The following is a 17,894-nucleotide window of genomic DNA, read 5'->3' as shown; positions in this document are numbered from 1 at the left end:
TGTCATTCAGGCGGCAGTCATACACCATGCGCTCGTCGTATGAAATATTTGAAAATCGTATGAAATCGTTTTACTGCACGGCCATCCCTACAGGATCAGGTCTTCGGGCGATGGTGAACGTGCGGAAGATCGTGGCCGGGGTGGTCGTGATGATGGTGGTCTTCGCTGACCTGCCGCTCGACCGGCACCGCATGCAGGGACCCGTGACGGACCCCGGTTTCAGCGGTGACCGCATCGGCAAACTGGCGCACGGCAGCGGTTTGCCCCTGCAACACCACCACTTCCATACAGTTGTCGTGATCCAGATGCACATGCAGGGTGGTGTGGGTCAGGTCATGATGGGCATGACTGACCTGCGTCAGTCGCCGCGACAGTTCGCGTTCGTGGTGATTGTAAATGTAGGACAGGCAGGCGATGCAGTCGCCATCCCCGACCTCCCCCAACCGCTCGGCCTCCAGCGTCTGGCGCAGGATGTCCCGTACCGCTTCCGAGCGGTTGCTATAGCCACGACGCTGACTGTACTGGTCAAACTGGGCCAGCAGGTCCTCGTCGAGGGAAACCGTAAAACGATCCATCGGCATGATCCTGAAGCAAGAAATTCGGTGAAGGGGCCACCTGCGGCTTACCCGCACCTTATCCGGCAATCACCGGCTCGACCATCGGGTGCCGTCCGGCGCGATCCTCGATTTCGACCACCCACAGGTCTTCGTCATAGCGAAGCTGGCGGGCAATGTAGTCGTCGGCGGAGGCTTCGCTGACCGGCTCGGGGCCGGTCCCCCGCAGCCATGCCGCCTGTCCGTCCCGATCCCTGATCTGGGTAAAGACAGTGCAACCACCAGCATCAAGGCGGTTCAGCTTGACCAGCACCGCCCCGGCATCGTGATCGCCCGCCCGCACGACGGCGGCAAAGATGTCCTCCGTCATGCAGCGGCGAATCAGGGCCTGTACCCACAAGCGGGCCTTCAGGCGGGCCTCAGTCATGCTGAGAAGCGCGCTCGATCAGTTCGACCTTGTAGCCGTCGGGGTCTTCGATGAAGGCAATCACCGTCTTGCCGTGCTTCATCGGGCCGGGCTCGCGGATGATCTTCACGCCATCGGCGCGCAAGCCGTCGCAGGTGGCGTAAATGTCGGCCACGCCAAGCGCCAGATGCCCGAACCCCGAGCCAATCGCATAGGGTTCCGCCTGATCCCAGTTATGGGTCAGTTCGATCACCGTATGGTCTTTTTCTTCACCATAGCCAACAAAGGCGAGGGTAAAGCGGCCATCGGGATAGTCCTGCTTGCGCAGCAGGGTCATCCCCAGATGGCGGGTATAAAAATCCAGCGACTTTTCAAGATCAAAGACGCGAATCATGGTGTGCAGAAACTGAAAGCTCATCAACCCTCTCCTGACGCAATGGCATCCAGCACCACGCGGGCGGCGCGGTCGCTGGGCAAACCTTCCCCGCCTCCGAACAGCATCATCGCCTGGGCAAAGGCATCACGTTGCCCGGCGCGCACAGATGCATCCGTCAGCAGGGTGTCGATGGTGTTGGCCAAGGTAAGAGCGGTACAGTCTTCCTGCAAGACCTCGGGGATGACAAACCGGTCGAGGACATAATTGATCAGGTTGGCATAGCGGAACGACGTCAGGCGGCGGAACAGCCAGGCCGTCGATGCCGCAACACGATAGGCCACCAGATGCGGCAGCCCGGCCATCGCCAGTTCCAGACTGACCGTTCCCGATGCAGCCAGCGCCACATCACCGGCGGCAAAGGTGTCATAGCGGGCCTGTTCCCCGCGCAGGACGACCGGCGTTCCGGCCCAGGACTGAACCTGCTGTTCGACCTGATCGGCGACGGTGGCAACCGTTGGCACCACCACCCGCAGGCCGGGATGGCGACGGGCCAGAATGGCAACCGCCTCACCGAACACCGGTAATAACCGGCTGGTTTCGCTGCGACGGCTACCCGGCAGAACCACCAGCAACGGGCTGTCATCGCCGAGATGATGGCTGGCGCGGAAACCTGTCCGATCCCCCTGCCCGGCCCCACCTTCGACCACCGGATGTCCGACATGGGTCACCGGCAAGCCATGGCGCTCGAAATAGGCCGGTTCATTGGGCAACAGGCACAGCAGGTGATCGACCGTTCGCGCCACATCGCGGGCGCGTTTTTCTTTCCACGCCCACACCATCGGCGCGACATAATGCAACTGCGGGACTTTCCAGCCTGCCGCAGCCGACGCCGCCCGCACCGAGCGATGGACCCGCTTGGTAAATCCCCAGGAGTCGATGGTAATCAGCACATCCGGGCGGCGGTCGAGAATGGTTTGCGTCAGTTCGCGCACCCGTCGCAGGATGCGGGGAATTTTCGGCACCACCTCGATAAAGCCCATCACCGCCAGCTCGCGCTGGTCAATCAGGCTGTCCAGTCCGCGGGCGGCCATGCTTTCGCCGCCGACGCCCATGAAGTCGACGGTTCCGCCGGTCGCCCGCCGCAGGGCATCCATCAGCCGCCCCCCCAGCAGGTCGCCGGATGGTTCGCCGGTAATGATGCACACCAGCGGCGGGCGGGATGGGGCAGCAGTCATGGGGCAGTCTCTCCGGTGACACCCAGAACGAACAACCCAAGGGCATCCGCGCGGGCAATGGTCTGCGTCCGGTTCACCAGCAACGCCCCCCCGGCGGAAACGGCAATGCCGCGCAAGCCGGCCGCATGGGCCGCTGTAATGGTGTTAACGCCAATCGTAGGCAAATCGGCACGGGCTTCCTGCTGGGGTTTGCGAACCTTGACCAGCACGCCGCCCGGTCCATCGCGCCGCAAGCCAGCACAGCGCGCCAGCATCGCATCGGTACCCTCGATGGCTTCGACGGCCAGAACCAATCCCTGTTGCACCACACAGCCTTGACCGACGTCCAGCACGCCCAGCCCGAGGGCAACCTCAACGCCGCGAGCGACATCCACCAGTGCCTGCTGGTCGGGGGCATGGCAGCCCATCACCCCTGCCGATGCGAGGATTTCCTCGCCCAGCACCTGCTCGACGCCCACCACGGTAAAGCCTTCGCTTTCCAGTTCGCGGATGACGCTTCGCAGCAGGCCATCATCCCCCAGAGCCCGCAAGCCGACACGGGCAAAGAATTTGGTTGCCTTCCAGTCCGGGCGCAGGTCGGCCAGTGACGGACGGCGCACCGGCCCGATCATCACCACCTCTTGCACGCCCTGCTGGTGCAGAATGCCAAAGCCCTTTCCAGCCGCCCCCATGCGGACCACCGCCAGCGGATGGCCGCTGGTCAGCAACGCCGGGTCGGCGAACCCGTCCAGAGCCAGCACAAAATAGGGGCGGCCCTGCCGCTGACAGGCTTCGGCAGCCTTCAGCGGCAGGTCGCCCCCACCGGCAATAATCCCCAGCTTAGGCCGCATCGCCTTCGGTGGCCTGATGGCCGTCGGTGGCCGGGCGGCACAACGCGCGGGAAGAGTGTCCGCCAATGAAGTCGAGAATGTCCCGCACCGCTTCGGCAGAACCATAGGTCTGTTCGACCGCCACCACCCGCTCGGCCATCACACCCTGAGCCGCGTCAAGGAACAGCATCTTGTAGGCGTTGCGGACCGCATGAATGTCTTCGCGACCAAAGCCACGACGCTTCATACCCAGAATGTTCAGGCCTTCCAGACGGGCGCGGTTGCCCATCACCGTGCCATAGGGGATGACGTCGTTTTCGACCCCCGACAGGCCACCAATCATCGCGTGCTTGCCGATGCGCACAAACTGGTGCACCGCCGAGCCGCCGCCCAGCACGGCATAATCACCGATCACCACATGGCCGCCCAGCAGCACATGGTTCATCACCAGACAGCCGTTGCCGATCAGACAGTCATGTGCCACATGCGACCCGATGGCCAGCATCACCCTGTCGCCGACCCGGGTGACCATGCCACCGCCTTCGGTGCCGGGATTGACCGTCACATGCTCGCGGATGATGCAGTTGGCGCCGATTTCCAGCACCGACGCTTCGCCTTTGTACTTCAGATCCTGCGGCGGCAGCCCGATCGAGGCGAACGGATAGATCGTCGTCCCCGCGCCAATGGTGGTGCGGCCATCAATCACCACATGGGACTGGACGGTAACGCCATCCCCCAGCACCACGTTCGGCCCGATGACGGCATAGGGACCAATGGAAACATTTGCACCCAGCTGAGCAGCCGGGTCAACAACAGCGGTAGGGTGGATCGTTACCATCGTCGGATCAATCATCCAGAATCATGGCCGCATAGGTTGCTTCGGCAACCAGCGTACCATCAACCCGCGCCTCGGCACGGAATTTCCACACGTTCCCGCGCGAGCGTTCCTTGAAGACGTGCAGTTCCAGGCGATCCCCCGGCCCGACCGGCTTGCGGAAACGGGCGTTGTCAACGCTCATGAAATACACCAGCTTGCCTTCGGCATCCGGCCCCAGGGTTGACACCACCAGAATGGCCGCAGTCTGGGCCATTGCCTCGATGATCAACACACCGGGCATCACCGGGCGCTGCGGGAAGTGCCCCTGGAAGAAATTGTCGTTCGCCGTAACGTTCTTGATGCCGATGGCGCTTTCGCCCTTGCGCACATCAATCACACGGTCCACCAGCAGGAACGGATAGCGGTGCGGGATCATCTGCATGATCCGATCAATATTGATCACTTCGCCGCCGGTCTCCGCCACTTGCTCGTGAGAGGCTTCTTCCTTCGTCATTGGCCCAATGCCCTCTTTCTCAATCAGTGCGCTTTTTGCGCGTTACCATAGCAGACAGCGCAGCGACTTCGCGCCAGAATTCCTTGATCGGCTTGGCTGGATAGCCCATCACCGCAGTGCCCTTGGGAATATCCCGCATCACTCCGGACTGCCCTGCGATCTGCACGCCATCTTCAATCGACAGATGGCCGGCCAGACCGGCCTGCCCACCGACTACCACGCCCCGTCCCAGCTTGGTGCTGCCCGAAATTCCCACCTGGGAGACCAGCACACAACCAGCACCGAGTTCGACGTTGTGCCCGATCTGGACCAGATTATCAATCCTGCATCCGGGGCCGATCACCGTATCCGGTCCGGCACCCCGGTCAATGGTGGTGTTCGCACCGATTTCGACATCATCGCCAATAATCACCCGCCCCAGTTGAGGCACTTTCAGATGCCCCTTTGGCCCCATGGCAAACCCGAAGCCATCCTGACCGATGCAGCAGCCGGGATAGATATGGACATGCGTGCCAATCAGGGCGTGGGTAATGGTGGCATTGGGACCGACCGACGAATGGGCGCCAATCATCACGCCATCGCCAATCACCACATTGGCGGCGATTTTGACATGATCCCCCAATTCGACATTGGCCCCGATCACCGCCCCGGCAGCAATTTCAACCCCGGTCCCCAGACGGGCCGAAGGATCAATCGTCGCCAGCGGAGACACCCCCGGCACCACCGCCGGACGCGGGTGGAACAGGGCAGCAATCACCGCATAAGCACGGTACGGATCGTTGGTCAGAATCAACGCCATCCCTGCGGGCGCACGGTCGACAAATTCCGGGCGGACAATCACCAGCCCCGCCTTGCTGACCGTAAACTGGTCAATATACTGGCGGTTATCGAGGAAACTGACATGCTCGGCCTGCGCCGTTGACAGCGGTGCCACATCCTGCATCAACGCATCAGGATCGTCCGCCTTTAGCTCACCACCAACGGCCTGTGCCAAAGAGGCCGCCGAAAACGGCCCCTTGTTTTCAAAAAAACGGGAATCAGCCACGACTACTTCGTCTCCTTGGTCGGCGGCAGGCTATCGGGATTGGGCATCGACACCGAAGGCAGCGACGCGTTGACCGCCGCCAGAACCTCGTCGGTGATGTCCATTTCCGGATCGAACAGGAAAACCTGCGACCGATAGACCACAATGTTCATGCCCCGCGCCGTTGCCAGATCCTTGGTATGGCGGATGACCGCCCCCTGGATCTCGTTCATCGCCTGCGTATAGGCACGTTCAAGGTTTCGGCGGCGGATTTCCACTTCCTTCTGGAACGCCGCCACCTTGGACTGGAACTCTTCACGCCGCTTGTTGAAGGTGGCCTGATCAAGCGTTGCCCGTTCCTGCCCCAGTTTCTGGTCAATATCGCGCAAGCCCTTTTCCTGCTCGGCGACACGGGCCTGATAGGCATTGAGATAGCTTTCGCGCTGGCTTGCCACTTTGCGGGCGGCGTCAGCCTTGGCGAGAATCTGCTGAAGGTCAATCACGCCAATCACCGGCTTCACGGCCACCGAGGCCGCCGGCGCCGCCGCAGGGCCTGCCGCCTGCGCAGGCATCCCGCCTGCAAGCAGCAGTACAGCCAACAGGGCTGCCCCACCCACCGGATGCAGGCTCCGCAGAGCCTGCCCGGCGCGTGCCGCAACACCACAGAAGCGAACCATTCCCTAGAACCTCGTCCCGAAGTTAAAGCGGAAGAATTCGGTCTTGTCGTAGTCTTCCTTCAGGATCGCCTGCGCCAGATCGATGCTCACCGGCCCCATCGGCGACACCCAGATCAGCCCGACACCGGCCGACATGCGCGGCGACGATTCCGCCCCGATGTTGCTGCCCGAAATGTTGTCCGGCTTGCCGATGGTGCCGACATCGGTAAAGGCTTTCCCGGTCACGCCCAGTTCTTCGGGCAGGCCGAGCGGGAAGCGCATTTCCGCGCTGGCGGTGGCAATCCAGGTACCACCAAGGGCATCATCGGTGCTGGTATCGCGCGGGCTGGCACCGCCGCTTTCAAAGCCGCGCAGGTTGTCCCCACCCAGATTGAAGTTACGCTGCAGACGCACGTCCTTGTCCAGAATACCGCCGATCACCCCGGCTTCACCGGAAATGGTCAGCACCACATCATCGTCAATCGGGAAGTATTGCGCCGCATCGATGGTCGACCGAACGAAGGATTCATTCCCGCCCAGACCGGCGAAGTCGGCACCAACGCGGATGAAATAGCCTTCACTCGGATCAACCGCGCTGTTACGACGGTCATAAGCGATGGATTCAGAGAACTGTGACAGCACGCTGTCGCCTTCGATCTGTTTGATGTAGATCGACGCATCGCTGGCCACGCTCTTGATGGTGGTCTTGGTCAGCGAGTATTTCAGGGTCTGGCGCAGATACTGGTTATAGTTGAACCCCAGACGAACCGCCCCACCCGTTTCCGAAATGTCATAGGAAGATTCGTCCTGCAGGTCCTGCGTGGTCGAATACAGGTCAAAACCGGCAGCCAGCGGACGATCAAGGAAGTACGGCTCGGTGAAGCTCAGGTCCACGCTCTGCTTGCGCTCGGCGATCTGCAGACCCAGCTTCAGGTCCTGACCACGCCCCAGCAGGTTGCGTTCGCGGATCGAGGCATCAAACAGCGCCCCGGCCGACGACGACCAGCCAACGCCGAAACTCAGTTCGCCGGTGGATTTTTCCTGCACATCAACCTGCACGACGGTCCGGTCGGCGGCAACTTCGGACGGAACGTTGGTCACTTCCACCTTGTCAAAGAAGCCAAGGTTACGGATTTTTTCCTTGGAACGGCGCATCTTGGCAGTGTTGAAGGCATCGCCTTCGACCAACTGCATTTCACGCCGGATCACTTCGTCCAGGGTTCGCACGTTGCCGGTAATGTCGATACGGTCAACGAACACCCGCGGGCCTTCCTGAATGGCATAGGTGATGTTGATGATGCGCTTTTCCTTGTCGCGCTTGACACGCGGACGCACATCAACAAAGGCATACCCCAAAGCCCCCATCGCATCGGTCATCGCCTGCACGGTATCTTCGACCTGATCGGCGTTGTACCAGTCGCCGCTCTGGCCAACGATGTGCGGACGCAGGCTGTCGGCAGACACGTCCGGAATTGCCACTTCGACGTTCAGATCGCCGAATTTGTAGCGTTCCCCTTCGTCGAGGGTGATGGTGACGAAAAAGCTCTCGCGGTCCGGGCTCAGCTCGGCCACGGCAGACACCACGCGGAAATCGGAATAGCCGTTGCGCAGATAATAGCGGCGCAGCAATTCGCGGTCATAGGTCAGGCGGTCCGGGTCATAGGTATCCGCCGACGAGAAGAAGCGATACCAACGCTCTTCACGCGAAGAGATCACTTCGCGCAGCTGGCTGTCGCTGAATTTCTGGTTACCGACAAAGTTGATCCGGCGAATATAGGTCGACGGCCCTTCGTTGATTTCAAAGGCCAGATCGACGCGGTTCTGTTCCAGCTGGATCACCTTGGGATCAACGGTCACGGCGAAACGGCCCGACCGGCGATAAACGTCCAGAATACGCTTGACGTCTTCCTGCACCTTGGTGCGGGTGTAAACCTGACGCGGATGCAGCTGGATTTCCGCCTGCAGCTTGTCGTCTTCGACGCGCTTGTTCCCTTCAAAGGCGATCCGGTTGATGATCGGGTTTTCGACCACCTTGACCACCAGATCATTGCCCCGGCGCGCCATCGCCACGTCGGCAAACAGGCCGGTGGCGAACAGGCTCTTCAGCGACTGGTCCATGCGGGCGCTGTCAAAGGTATCACCGTCTTTCAGCACCATGTAGGCGCGAACGGTGTCAGCCTCGATACGCTGGTTGCCGGTGACCGCCACGCTGGCGATGGTCCCGCCAGAAGCCTCGGGCACCACGGATGCCGCCGGTTCGGCAACAGGTGCCGCCGCCGGGGTGGTCGCCGCAACCGGCGACACCACCGGAGCCTTGCGCGCAACCGGAGCAACCGGTCGCGTCGGCGTTGGCGTCGGAGCCGCCTGTTGGCCGGGCACCCCGGTATTGACGGTAAACTGCGCCCACGCCGTCTGACCAGCCAACGGGCTGATCCCGACCGCGAGAACCATCGCACCAGCGAAAACCCTGCCAAGCCCCACACGGGACAGACGAGCCGCCAGCAAGCGACCACAAGACAGCGCACGACGCACCAAGGTAGCCCCCTTCACAACCGGACCGGATATCATCCTACAGTCCTTATCCACGGACCAGCCGCAGGATATCGTTCCACGTTGAAAAAATCATCAAGCCGATAACGAATACCAGCCCGATTTTTACACCGATCCCCTGGGCCTGTTCCCCCAAAGGACGTCCTCGGATCGCTTGAATAGCATACAAAGCCAGATGACCGCCATCCAGGACCGGCACCGGCAGCAAATTAATCAGGCCCAGATTGATCGACAAGACAGCGATAAAGGTCACAAAGCTCAAAAGGCCATTGCGCGCAGCCTGCCCCGAGAACTCGGCGATCCGGATCGGCCCCCCCAGATCTTCGGTTCCACGGTCACCGCGCACCATCTGCCCCATCGCCACCACCGTCGACGCGGTAATGGTCCAGGTATTTTCAAACGCCTGCCCAACCGCCTCGATCGGACCCAAGGATTTAACTTCTACCGAAGACTGGGAAATGACAACCCCCAGGATCGGGGCTGGCAGGCGGTTCCCCTGTTCGTCAAGGGATTTGGGGTGAGTTGTCACCGTCAGTTCGCCGCCGTCACGAACCACAGTGACCGGCATGGCATCCATTCCGTACAACGGCACCAGCCGCTGGACATCGGCAAATTCTTCTACCGGATGACCAGCGATGGCCACAATGCGGTCACCGGCCAGCAAACCTGCCGTTGCCGCCGCACTGTCAACCCGCACCGATCCGATCACCGCCGGAGCCATCGGACGACCGACGGTCATGAACACAACGGCAAACACCAGAATGGCAAACACGAAATTCGCCGCCGGTCCGGCAAAGACAATAGCCGCCTTGCGCCATAGCGGCTGGCAGGGGAAAGCGACCTTCCGCTCGTCCTCTGTCAGGCCGTTCAGGTCATCTTCGGTCGCGCTGGCGGCATCGGCATCGCCGAAGAATTTCACATAACCGCCGAAGGGCAACAGGCTGAGGCGCCAGCGCGTCCCGTGGCGGTCATAAAAGCCCACCAGTTCACGCCCAAAGCCAACCGAAAAGACTTCGACCTTCACCCCGTTCCAGCGGGCAATCAAAAAATGCCCCAGCTCGTGGACGAACACCACAACGGTCAACAGAACCAGAAACGACCCGCCGGTAGTCAACAAGGAGGAAAGAGCGTCCATTGCCTCAACTATCTACTGTTTATGATATGCCCGAGGCTGCTGCCTGTGACCGCTTCTGGCACAGGACCGCCGCATGGTGGCGCGCTTGCGTATCAAACGCAAACAAATCCTCCAGACTGGACATCGCCGGAGCCCCCAGATCGGCCAGGGTCTGTTCGACCACCGCCGTAATTTCCAGGAATCCCAATCCACCAGCCAGGAACCGGGCAACTGCCACTTCGTTGGCAGCGTTCATGATAGTAGGAGCCGCCCCCCCGCTTTGCAAGGCACCCCGGACCAAAGACAGGGCCGGAAAGCGGTGATGATCAGGAGATTCAAAGGTCAATTGCGCAACCGCCGCCAGATCGAGCCGGGGTGACGGCGCTTCCATGCGGGCTGGCCAGGCCAGCGCCACCGCAATCGGGGTGCGCATGTCCGGGGTGCCCAACTGGGCCAGCACCGATCCATCAACATAGGACACCATCGAATGGATCACCGACTGCGGATGGACCAGAATGTCAATCTGGTGCTCGGGCAGGCCGAACAGGTGGTGGGCCTCGATCAGCTCAAGGCCCTTGTTCATCATGGTGGCAGAGTCCACCGAGATTTTGGCCCCCATCGACCAGTTCGGATGTGCCACCGCCTGTTGCGGTGTGACACTGGCCATCGCGGAGCGTTCCCATGTGCGGAACGGCCCCCCCGAGGCGGTCAGGATGATTTTTTCAATTGACTGCGGACGGTCAAAGTCAAAGACCTGAAAAATCGCAGAATGCTCGGAATCAACCGGCAACAGGGTTGCCTGCGATTTCTGCACCTCGGCCATCATCAGATCACCGGCACAGACCAGCGATTCCTTGTTGGCCAGCGCCACCACAGAGCCGCGACGGACCGCGGCCATGGTTGGCTCCAGCCCGGCGGCCCCGACGATTGCCGACATCACCCACTCCGCTGGCCGCTGCGCCGCTTCGACCACCGCCGCCGCGCCAGCCGCCACCGCAATGCCGGTTCCGGCCAGACCATCCTTCAGGGCAGCATAACAGGCTTCATCGGCCACCACCGCGCACTGCGGACGAACGGACCGAGCTTGCGCAATCAGCAGATCGACGTTCCGGTGCGCAACCAGCGCCTCGACGCGATAGGCACTGCGGTTGCGTTCGATCAGATCCAGCGTGTTCCGCCCGATCGAACCGGTGGAGCCGAGAACCGTGACCGTCCGCTGCGTATCCGTCATCGCCATACCTCCAGCCCGCCATCCATGGCAAGCACCGCCAGCGCCACCAGAGGCGCAGCGGCAATCAATCCGTCCACCCGGTCAAGAACGCCGCCGTGACCGGGGATAATGTTACTGGAATCCTTGACCTGGAACCGTCGCTTGACCGAGGATTCAAACAGGTCACCAATCTGGGACACCGCGGCCAGCACGGCCGAAAACAGGCTCAAGACGCCCACATGCGGGATGTCCGTGATCCACAGAACCAGATCACCAACCAGAACAGCCGCGGTCACACCGCCGATCAATCCAGCCCAGGTCTTGTTCGGGCTGATCCGGGGGGCGAGCTTTGGCCCGCCAATGGTCCGCCCGGCAGCATAGGCACCAATGTCCGTTGCCCAGACAATCGCCAGCAACCACAGCAAAGTGGTCAAGCCGCCAGCTTCACGCACCCAGCTGAGCGCCACCACCGGCACGCCGATATACAACGCCCCCATCGCCAGCCAGCCCGAGCGCGAAAAGGCCGCCGCAGCCAGCATCCCGCACCACACCACCCCCAGAGCCGCAACAGGGGCATAGCCCCCCAACAGCCCGGCGGCAAACACGGCACAGGCGGCAATCTTGCCACTGTTGCTGAACCGGCCCCGGCAGATCCGGTCCCATTCCCACGCCATCACCGCAGCCGCACAGGCCACCAGCGCGTTAAAGACCGGCGACCCTGCCCAAACGGCCCCCAAAGCCAGCGGAGCCATCACCAGAGCCGAGAGGATTCGTTGACGAAGCACAGCTTTCCTTTCGCGCGCAGCCATTTCTGTGCAAGGGGGGAGCCCTCTGCGCAGCCATAAAGGAAAGGCGCCCGGATGGACGCCTGCCCTTTCATCATCAGCCGGACATCGGCCCGGCCCAACAGGTCAACCTGACGGTCAGACCTGCATGATTTCCTTTTCCTTGTGCGCCAGCGTTTCGTCGATGTGCTTGATCGCGTCATCGGTCAGCTGCTGGACTTCGGTCTGGTACTGGCGGGCTTCGTCCTGCGAGATGGTGTTGGCCTTTTCCATCTTCTTCAGGCTGTCGTTACCATCGCGACGCACGTTGCGCACCGCCACGCGGGCGGCCTCGGCGTACTTGGCGGCAACCTTGCCCAGTTCCTGACGGCGTTCCTCGGTCAGGGCCGGGATCGGAATACGCACCGACTGGCCATCAGCCTGCGGGTTCAGCCCCAGACCGGCATCGCGGATCGACTTCTCGACCGCCTTGACCATCGTCTTGTCCCACACCTGAACCGACAGCATGCGCGATTCGGGAACGCTGACGGTACCAACCTGGGCCAAAGGCATGCTCTGACCATAGGCTTCGACCATCACCGGGTCCAGCAGGCTGGTCGCCGCGCGACCGGTCCGCAGACCAGAGAATTCCTTTTTCAGGACTTCCACCGTCTGATCCATACGGTGCTTGATGTCCTTTTTCAGTGCTGCGTAGGTAACGCCATCTCCGGACACGGTTAATTCTCCTCGGTAATGATGGTATAGCGGCCTTCGCCGCGCATGACCTGGCCAAATGCGCCCTGACCATGCATGTTGAACACAACCACCGGCATGCGGTTTTCACGCGCCAGCGCGATTGCCGAAGCGTCCATGACCCGCAGGTCCTTGGTCAGGACTTCGGTATAGCTCAACGCTTCATAACGGGTTGCCTGCGGATCGGATTTCGGATCGGCGGAATAGACACCATCGACCTGCGTCGCCTTCAGCAGGGCATCACAGTTGACTTCGATCGCACGCAAGGCAGCAGCGGTATCGGTGGTAAAGAACGGATTGCCGGTCCCGGCGGCGAAAATCACCACCCGACCCTTTTCCATGTGGCGCACAGCCCGGCGACGGATATACGGCTCGCACACGGCAGACATCGGAATGGCCGACTGCACGCGAGTGGAAACACCGACCTGTTCCAATGCATTCTGGACGGCCAGCGCATTCATCACCGTTGCCAGCATTCCCATGTAGTCGGCGCTGGTGCGGTCCATTCCTTCGGCGGCGCCCTTGACGCCCCGGAAAATGTTACCGCCGCCGATCACCAGACAGACCTGAATCCCTTGCTGCACCACATCCTTGATGTCCTGGGCAATGCGCCCGACAATCGTGGTATCAAGGCCGTAGTCACGGGATCCCATCAACCCTTCGCCGGAAATCTTCAGCAGAACACGACGAAAATCTTTCAGGCTGGGCATGCGATAAGCCTCTGACAATCAAACAGGAAATCAGGAAAGAAAGCATCAGGGCACCCAGCCCCGGAGCATTCCCCCAACCGACGTGTCGGCATATTACACGAAACCGGGGCGCTGTCGTCCTTTTTTGCATGGACAACAGTATGCCGACACACCCGGACACCAAAAAGCCGCCCTGACAAAAGTGCAGGACGGCTTTTCGTTAGCACAGGCACCAGCCGACCTGCGGGGTGGAAAGATCGCCCCGACAAGACGAACAGGAGAGCGTTTTGACGACGCGCGAACAACGCTCTCCACTTTCGATGCCGCATTTTCCGAGCCGTTAACCATAAATGGTCAACTTGAAAATGCTTTAGCCCTTAACGGCAGCAGCCACTTCGGCAGCGAAGTCGCTCTCTTCCTTTTCGATGCCTTCGCCCAGGGCGTAGCGCACGAAACCGGTCAGAGCCACCGGCTTGCCAAGTTCCTTGGCCAGGTTTTCGACAACCTTGCTGATCTTGCTTTCGCCGTCGATCACGAACACCTGCTCCAGCAGGCAGACTTCTTCGTAGTACTTGCGCAGGCGGCCTTCGACCATCTTTTCGATGATCTCTTCCGGGCGACCCGAAGCGCGGGCCTGATCGACCAGCACGGCGCGTTCACGATCCAGAGCGCTGGTGTCAACGCTGTCGCGGTTCAGGAACTGCGGGTTGGCGGCAGCCACGTGCATGGCGATCTGCTTGCCCACTTCTTCCAGACGGGCGGCATCGCCCTCGGATTCCAGGGCGACCAGAACACCGATCTTGCCCAGGCCCGGAGCCACGGCAGAGTGGATGTACGAGGCAACCACACCGTTGGCAACCGACAGGCCGGTCGAACGACGCAGGTTCATGTTTTCGCCAATGGTGGCGATCATGTGGGTCACCTGGTCGGCAACGTTACGGCCGGTGTCCTGATAGGCGGCAACCTTCAGCTGCTCCAGATCACCAACAACGTCCAGCGCCACGGCGGCGACGCCCTTGACGAAATCCTGGAAGCCATCGTTACGGGCAACGAAGTCGGTTTCAGCGTTCAGCTCGACCACGGCAGCCTTGTTGCCAGCGCCGGCAACGGCAACCAGACCTTCGGCGGCAACGCGACCGGCCTTCTTGGCAGCAGCGGCCAGGCCCTTCTTGCGCAGCCAGTCAATGGCACCTTCGAGGTCGCCACCGGTTTCGGCCAGCGCCTTCTTGCAATCCATCATGCCAGCGCCGGTCTTTTCGCGCAGGTCCTTCACCAGGGCAGCAGTAATCTCGGCCATGAGAAAACCCTCTTTCCTATTTGTACGTCAAAGTGACCCCTTAGCGGGGCAGACGAAAGGATAAAACAAAGGCGGCGACCAAAAGCCGCCGCCATGTCACGTCACAGAAAACCGGTTAGGCGGTCTGTTCGGTTTCGGCAACAGCGGCTTCAACCGGGGTGTGCTCGGCAGCACCCAGATCCACACCGGCGGCCGACATCTGGGCCTGAATGCCGTCCAGAACCGAACCGGCCATCAGGTCGCAGTAGGCCTTGATGGCGCGGATGGCATCGTCGTTACCCGGAACCGGGAAGTCGATGCCCGACGGGTTGGCGTTGGAGTCCAGCACGCCGATCACCGGGATACCCAGCTTGTTGGCTTCCTGAACGGCCAGCGATTCCTTGCAGACGTCAATGATGAACAGAACGTCCGGCAGGCCGCCCATTTCCTTGATGCCGCCCAGAGCGCGTTCCAGCTTGTCCATTTCGCGGGTCAGGTTCAGCTGTTCCTTCTTGGTCAGCCCGCGCACTTCACCGCTGCCCAGCAGCTCTTCCAGCTCGCGCAGACGCTTGATCGACAGCGAGATGGTCTTCCAGTTGGTGAGCATGCCGCCCAGCCAACGGTGGTTGACGTAGTACTGGCCGCACTTGCGGGCGGATTCAGCAATGATGTCCTGAGCCTGGCGCTTGGTGCCGACGAACAGCACGCGACCACCGGCGGCGGTCACTTCGCGCACCTTTTCCATGGCGCGGTGCAGCATCGGAACGGTCTGCTGCAGGTCGATGATGTGCACGCCGTCACGCACGCCGTACAGGAACGGCGCCATGCGCGGGTTCCAGCGGCGGGTGTTGTGACCGAAGTGGCAGCCAGCTTCGACCAGTTGACGCATGCTAAAAGACGGAAGAGCCATGTCTTTAAACCTTTTCCGGTTATGCCTCCGCGGGACAAGTGACCGGGACCATTCCCGGCACCGGATGGACGCTGCCATAAGGACAGACGGCCGCAGCCCGCGTGCGTTGTTTCATGGGCCGCCTTTTAACCTCGCTTGATCGCGAAGGCAAGCCCTGATGTGTGACAGTTGGGGGTCAAATGCATTTTCATCAACCAGACACCCCCGCCAGCAGGAAAAAACACCCGCTGGCGGCATGGTCCGGCAGCCGGTCAGGTATTGCGAATCACATCAAGGAAGCGGTCAACCTCACCCCCCAGCGCCTCGGCCTGCCGGGTCAGTTCCGACGCAGACCCCAGCACCCCTTCCGAGACATGCTTGACCCGCGACACCGACGACGACATTTGCTCCATGTCTGCGGTCACTTCCATCGTTCCTTCAGCCGCCTGCTGTACGCTGTGGCTGATTTCCCGCGTTGCCGCACCTTGCTGTTCAACCGTTTGCGCGATGGTTTCAGAAATGGTGCTGATTTCCGCAATCACCGTGGTGATCGCCGCAATATCCTCCACCGCCACCGCTGTTGCCTGCTGGATCTCCGAGATCTGCGACGAAATTTCACCCGTTGCGCGGGCCGTCTGGCTGGCCAGATTCTTGACCTCGTTGGCCACCACCGCAAAGCCCTTGCCCGCATCCCCGGCGCGAGCGGCCTCGATGGTGGCATTCAACGCCAGCAGATTGGTCTGATTGGCAATATCGGTGATCAGGTTCACCACCTCTCCAATGCGGTGAGAGGCCTGTTCCAGCCCCTGAATGTTGTTCGATGTCCGTTCAGCCTGCCCGACAGCCTGTTGGGTAATGACCGAAGCCTGTGCCACATTGCGTGCAATTTCTTCGATTGACGCGCTCAGTTCCTCGGCCGCCGAGGCCACCGTCTGCACACTGGCATTGGCCATTCCGGCCGCCTGCGCCGCGGCATCCGTTCGCTGGACCGTATCAACCGAACTTTGGGTCATTTCCTGTGCGGCGTCTTCCAGTGACTGGGCAGCGTCCTTGACATTCCGCGCAATCACCCGCACCTGCTTTTCAAAGTCATCGGCCATGGCGACGTACTTGGTCACATCATCCCAGTTCAGCATCGGCCCCAGATAGTCACCCCGGGCGTCATAGATCGGACTGACGTAGTTCTCGATGGTGATCCCGGCCATGGTGAACTTGCCCTTGTAAGGCAGTTTTGACGGATCGCCCAAAATCTTGCGGACGAAGTCGCCGTTCTTGTGAAACGACATCACCGGGCGGCCAATCACATCCTCGGCAGCACAGCCCAGACGGTCACCGAACCGCTGCAGGATTTCCTTGGCGGCGTTGTTGGCATAGGTAATGGTCAGCCCGTCAGGCTCACACAACATGACGCGGGCGGGCTGGACATCGACCATTTGCTTCAGGCGGAATGCTTCGTCGACACTTTCCTTCAGCGTCGCCGCCGAGCGGGCCATGTCGCCGATTTCATCGCGTTTGCCGGTGGCCGGAATGGAGACGTTCTGCTCCTTGTTCGCCAGCGCCCGCATCGCTTGCGACAGGGCATTCACCGGACGAATGATCGACAAGGAGATCAGCCCTAAAGTCACGACCACCACCAGCAGGCTCCCCCCGGCAATGATCGAAACGGCGGTACTGGCTGCTGACAAGGTGTCCAAAGTAAACTGGGCTGACTTTTCACGATCGGCAATCACCTTTTGCCGAAAGGTGTCCAGAATTTCCGACAACTCGCCCGAGACCTTGTCCATGTCATCGTCAATGACCCCCAGAACCATCTGGTTGCCCCGCCGAATGGCCGACGGCAGACGCGTGGTGGCAATGGCAGTGTAGGTCTCGACCTTGGCAGCAAAGGTCTTCGCCAGCTCGACTTCCTCAGGGGTGGTCGCCCGGGCCTGTAGCTTATCGACATTCTTGCCCAGAAAGTCGGCGCCATCGACCATGATCTTCATCCGGTCGGGGTGGATCACCTTTTCGTCGGCATCAACCAGCGTATCCATTGCCGCCAGTTGTATGTCGTTGATGACCAGGTTCATGTCGGCAAAAATCTGTGCCTCGGCATCACGCTGTCCACGTTCATTCAGCGCATCAGACAGCGTGTGGTTTGTATACAAAGCCCCGACAGCAAGCGCACCCATGGCAACAGCGACAATGACCGCCACCAAAGCCAGTTTCACCTTGATCGTAAACCGCATCAGCACCCCCAGATGAATCAGACATGACAT

At 61.0% G+C, this 17,894-nt stretch carries 18 protein-coding genes; all 18 read right to left on the bottom strand.

What is annotated here, in order from left to right:
* Window positions 1–95: 95 nt before the first annotated feature.
* The 18 genes from nikR to BW995_RS15305 all read right to left on the bottom strand — a co-directional run bounded on the left by nikR (window position 96) and on the right by BW995_RS15305 (window position 17,894).
* On the bottom strand, window positions 96–575 hold the full coding sequence (gene nikR / locus BW995_RS15390; RefSeq protein WP_076401270.1) for a nickel-responsive transcriptional regulator NikR: 480 nt from the start codon (window positions 573–575) through the stop codon (window positions 96–98).
* Between the two features lie 58 nt (window positions 576–633).
* Window positions 634–981, bottom strand: a complete 348-nt coding sequence (locus BW995_RS15385; protein WP_076401269.1) for a DUF1491 family protein — start codon at window positions 979–981, stop codon at window positions 634–636.
* Window positions 974–1,378: a lactoylglutathione lyase gene (gloA, locus tag BW995_RS15380; RefSeq protein ID WP_076401268.1), complete on the bottom strand. Its 405-nt coding sequence runs from the start codon at window positions 1,376–1,378 to the stop codon at window positions 974–976. The genes BW995_RS15385 and gloA overlap by 8 nt, the downstream gene beginning before the upstream one ends.
* Window positions 1,378–2,571 carry a lipid-A-disaccharide synthase gene (lpxB, locus tag BW995_RS15375; RefSeq protein ID WP_076401267.1) on the bottom strand — a complete coding sequence of 398 codons (1,194 nt, stop codon included), beginning with the start codon at window positions 2,569–2,571 and terminating at the stop codon, window positions 1,378–1,380. The genes gloA and lpxB overlap by 1 nt, the downstream gene beginning before the upstream one ends.
* A complete protein-coding gene (locus BW995_RS15370; RefSeq protein ID WP_076401266.1) occupies window positions 2,568–3,401 on the bottom strand; it encodes an LpxI family protein in 834 nt (277 codons plus the stop codon). The genes lpxB and BW995_RS15370 overlap by 4 nt, the downstream gene beginning before the upstream one ends.
* Window positions 3,391–4,218: an acyl-ACP--UDP-N-acetylglucosamine O-acyltransferase gene (gene lpxA / locus BW995_RS15365; RefSeq protein WP_076401342.1), complete on the bottom strand. Its 828-nt coding sequence runs from the start codon at window positions 4,216–4,218 to the stop codon at window positions 3,391–3,393. Before lpxA ends, BW995_RS15370 begins: the two co-directional genes overlap by 11 nt.
* Window positions 4,219–4,225: 7 nt before the next feature.
* The gene (gene fabZ / locus BW995_RS15360; RefSeq protein WP_076401265.1) at window positions 4,226–4,711 is read right to left on the bottom strand and encodes a 3-hydroxyacyl-ACP dehydratase FabZ; all 486 of its coding nucleotides are present in this window, start codon (window positions 4,709–4,711) and stop codon (window positions 4,226–4,228) included.
* A gap of 19 nt (window positions 4,712–4,730) precedes the next feature.
* A complete protein-coding gene (gene lpxD / locus BW995_RS15355) occupies window positions 4,731–5,756 on the bottom strand; it encodes a UDP-3-O-(3-hydroxymyristoyl)glucosamine N-acyltransferase (RefSeq protein WP_076401264.1) in 1,026 nt (341 codons plus the stop codon).
* 2 nt (window positions 5,757–5,758) lie between these two features.
* On the bottom strand, window positions 5,759–6,412 hold the full coding sequence (locus tag BW995_RS15350; protein ID WP_076401263.1) for an OmpH family outer membrane protein: 654 nt from the start codon (window positions 6,410–6,412) through the stop codon (window positions 5,759–5,761).
* A gap of 3 nt (window positions 6,413–6,415) precedes the next feature.
* Window positions 6,416–8,923: an outer membrane protein assembly factor BamA gene (gene bamA, locus BW995_RS15345; RefSeq protein ID WP_245821485.1), complete on the bottom strand. Its 2,508-nt coding sequence runs from the start codon at window positions 8,921–8,923 to the stop codon at window positions 6,416–6,418.
* 46 nt (window positions 8,924–8,969) lie between these two features.
* On the bottom strand, window positions 8,970–10,076 hold the full coding sequence (gene rseP, locus BW995_RS15340; RefSeq protein WP_076401262.1) for an RIP metalloprotease RseP: 1,107 nt from the start codon (window positions 10,074–10,076) through the stop codon (window positions 8,970–8,972).
* A 19-nt stretch (window positions 10,077–10,095) separates the two neighbouring features.
* Window positions 10,096–11,292 (bottom strand): 1-deoxy-D-xylulose-5-phosphate reductoisomerase, encoded by a 1,197-nt coding sequence (locus BW995_RS15335; protein WP_076401261.1) that lies wholly within the window; start codon window positions 11,290–11,292, stop codon window positions 10,096–10,098.
* The gene (locus BW995_RS15330; RefSeq protein WP_076401260.1) at window positions 11,283–12,050 is read right to left on the bottom strand and encodes a phosphatidate cytidylyltransferase; all 768 of its coding nucleotides are present in this window, start codon (window positions 12,048–12,050) and stop codon (window positions 11,283–11,285) included. Before BW995_RS15330 ends, BW995_RS15335 begins: the two co-directional genes overlap by 10 nt.
* Window positions 12,051–12,188: 138 nt before the next feature.
* Window positions 12,189–12,710, bottom strand: coding sequence for a ribosome recycling factor (frr, locus tag BW995_RS15325; RefSeq protein ID WP_217696111.1), 522 nt, complete (start codon window positions 12,708–12,710; stop codon window positions 12,189–12,191).
* Between the two features lie 56 nt (window positions 12,711–12,766).
* Window positions 12,767–13,492 (bottom strand): UMP kinase, encoded by a 726-nt coding sequence (gene pyrH, locus BW995_RS15320; protein ID WP_076401258.1) that lies wholly within the window; start codon window positions 13,490–13,492, stop codon window positions 12,767–12,769.
* A gap of 349 nt (window positions 13,493–13,841) precedes the next feature.
* Window positions 13,842–14,768 (bottom strand): translation elongation factor Ts, encoded by a 927-nt coding sequence (gene tsf, locus BW995_RS15315; RefSeq protein WP_076401257.1) that lies wholly within the window; start codon window positions 14,766–14,768, stop codon window positions 13,842–13,844.
* A 115-nt stretch (window positions 14,769–14,883) separates the two neighbouring features.
* Entirely contained in the window at window positions 14,884–15,657 is a 774-nt protein-coding gene (rpsB, locus tag BW995_RS15310) for a 30S ribosomal protein S2 (protein WP_076401256.1), read from the bottom strand.
* Window positions 15,658–15,908: 251 nt separating this feature from the next.
* A complete protein-coding gene (locus BW995_RS15305) occupies window positions 15,909–17,894 on the bottom strand; it encodes a methyl-accepting chemotaxis protein (RefSeq protein ID WP_076401255.1) in 1,986 nt (661 codons plus the stop codon).

Origin of the sequence: Insolitispirillum peregrinum, from assembly GCF_900156605.1 — a bacterium.
GTDB classification, from domain to species: domain Bacteria; phylum Pseudomonadota; class Alphaproteobacteria; order Rhodospirillales; family Rhodospirillaceae; genus Insolitispirillum; species Insolitispirillum peregrinum.
The sequence above is the reverse complement of the archived record's forward strand: the minus strand, read 5'-3'. Positions and strand labels throughout refer to the sequence as shown.

Bases quoted from the DNA above. Each gene is read 5' to 3' on its own strand.
- fabZ (WP_076401265.1), bottom strand. From the start codon at position 4,711: ATGACGAAGGAAGAAGCCTCTCACGAGCAAGTGGCGGAGACCGGCGGC.
- BW995_RS15335 (WP_076401261.1), bottom strand. From the start codon at position 11,292: ATGGCGATGACGGATACGCAGCGGACGGTCACGGTTCTCGGCTCCACC.
- nikR (WP_076401270.1), bottom strand. From the start codon at position 575: ATGGATCGTTTTACGGTTTCCCTCGACGAGGACCTGCTGGCCCAGTTT.
- pyrH (WP_076401258.1), bottom strand. From the start codon at position 13,492: ATGCCCAGCCTGAAAGATTTTCGTCGTGTTCTGCTGAAGATTTCCGGC.
- rpsB (WP_076401256.1), bottom strand. From the start codon at position 15,657: ATGGCTCTTCCGTCTTTTAGCATGCGTCAACTGGTCGAAGCTGGCTGC.
- frr (WP_217696111.1), bottom strand. From the start codon at position 12,710: ATGGATCAGACGGTGGAAGTCCTGAAAAAGGAATTCTCTGGTCTGCGG.
- rseP (WP_076401262.1), bottom strand. From the start codon at position 10,076: ATGGACGCTCTTTCCTCCTTGTTGACTACCGGCGGGTCGTTTCTGGTT.
- BW995_RS15385 (WP_076401269.1), bottom strand. From the start codon at position 981: ATGACTGAGGCCCGCCTGAAGGCCCGCTTGTGGGTACAGGCCCTGATT.
- BW995_RS15305 (WP_076401255.1), bottom strand. From the start codon at position 17,894: ATGTCATGTCTGATTCATCTGGGGGTGCTGATGCGGTTTACGATCAAG.
- gloA (WP_076401268.1), bottom strand. From the start codon at position 1,378: ATGAGCTTTCAGTTTCTGCACACCATGATTCGCGTCTTTGATCTTGAA.
- lpxA (WP_076401342.1), bottom strand. From the start codon at position 4,218: ATGGTAACGATCCACCCTACCGCTGTTGTTGACCCGGCTGCTCAGCTG.
- BW995_RS15370 (WP_076401266.1), bottom strand. From the start codon at position 3,401: ATGCGGCCTAAGCTGGGGATTATTGCCGGTGGGGGCGACCTGCCGCTG.
- tsf (WP_076401257.1), bottom strand. From the start codon at position 14,768: ATGGCCGAGATTACTGCTGCCCTGGTGAAGGACCTGCGCGAAAAGACC.
- lpxB (WP_076401267.1), bottom strand. From the start codon at position 2,571: ATGACTGCTGCCCCATCCCGCCCGCCGCTGGTGTGCATCATTACCGGC.
- BW995_RS15350 (WP_076401263.1), bottom strand. From the start codon at position 6,412: ATGGTTCGCTTCTGTGGTGTTGCGGCACGCGCCGGGCAGGCTCTGCGG.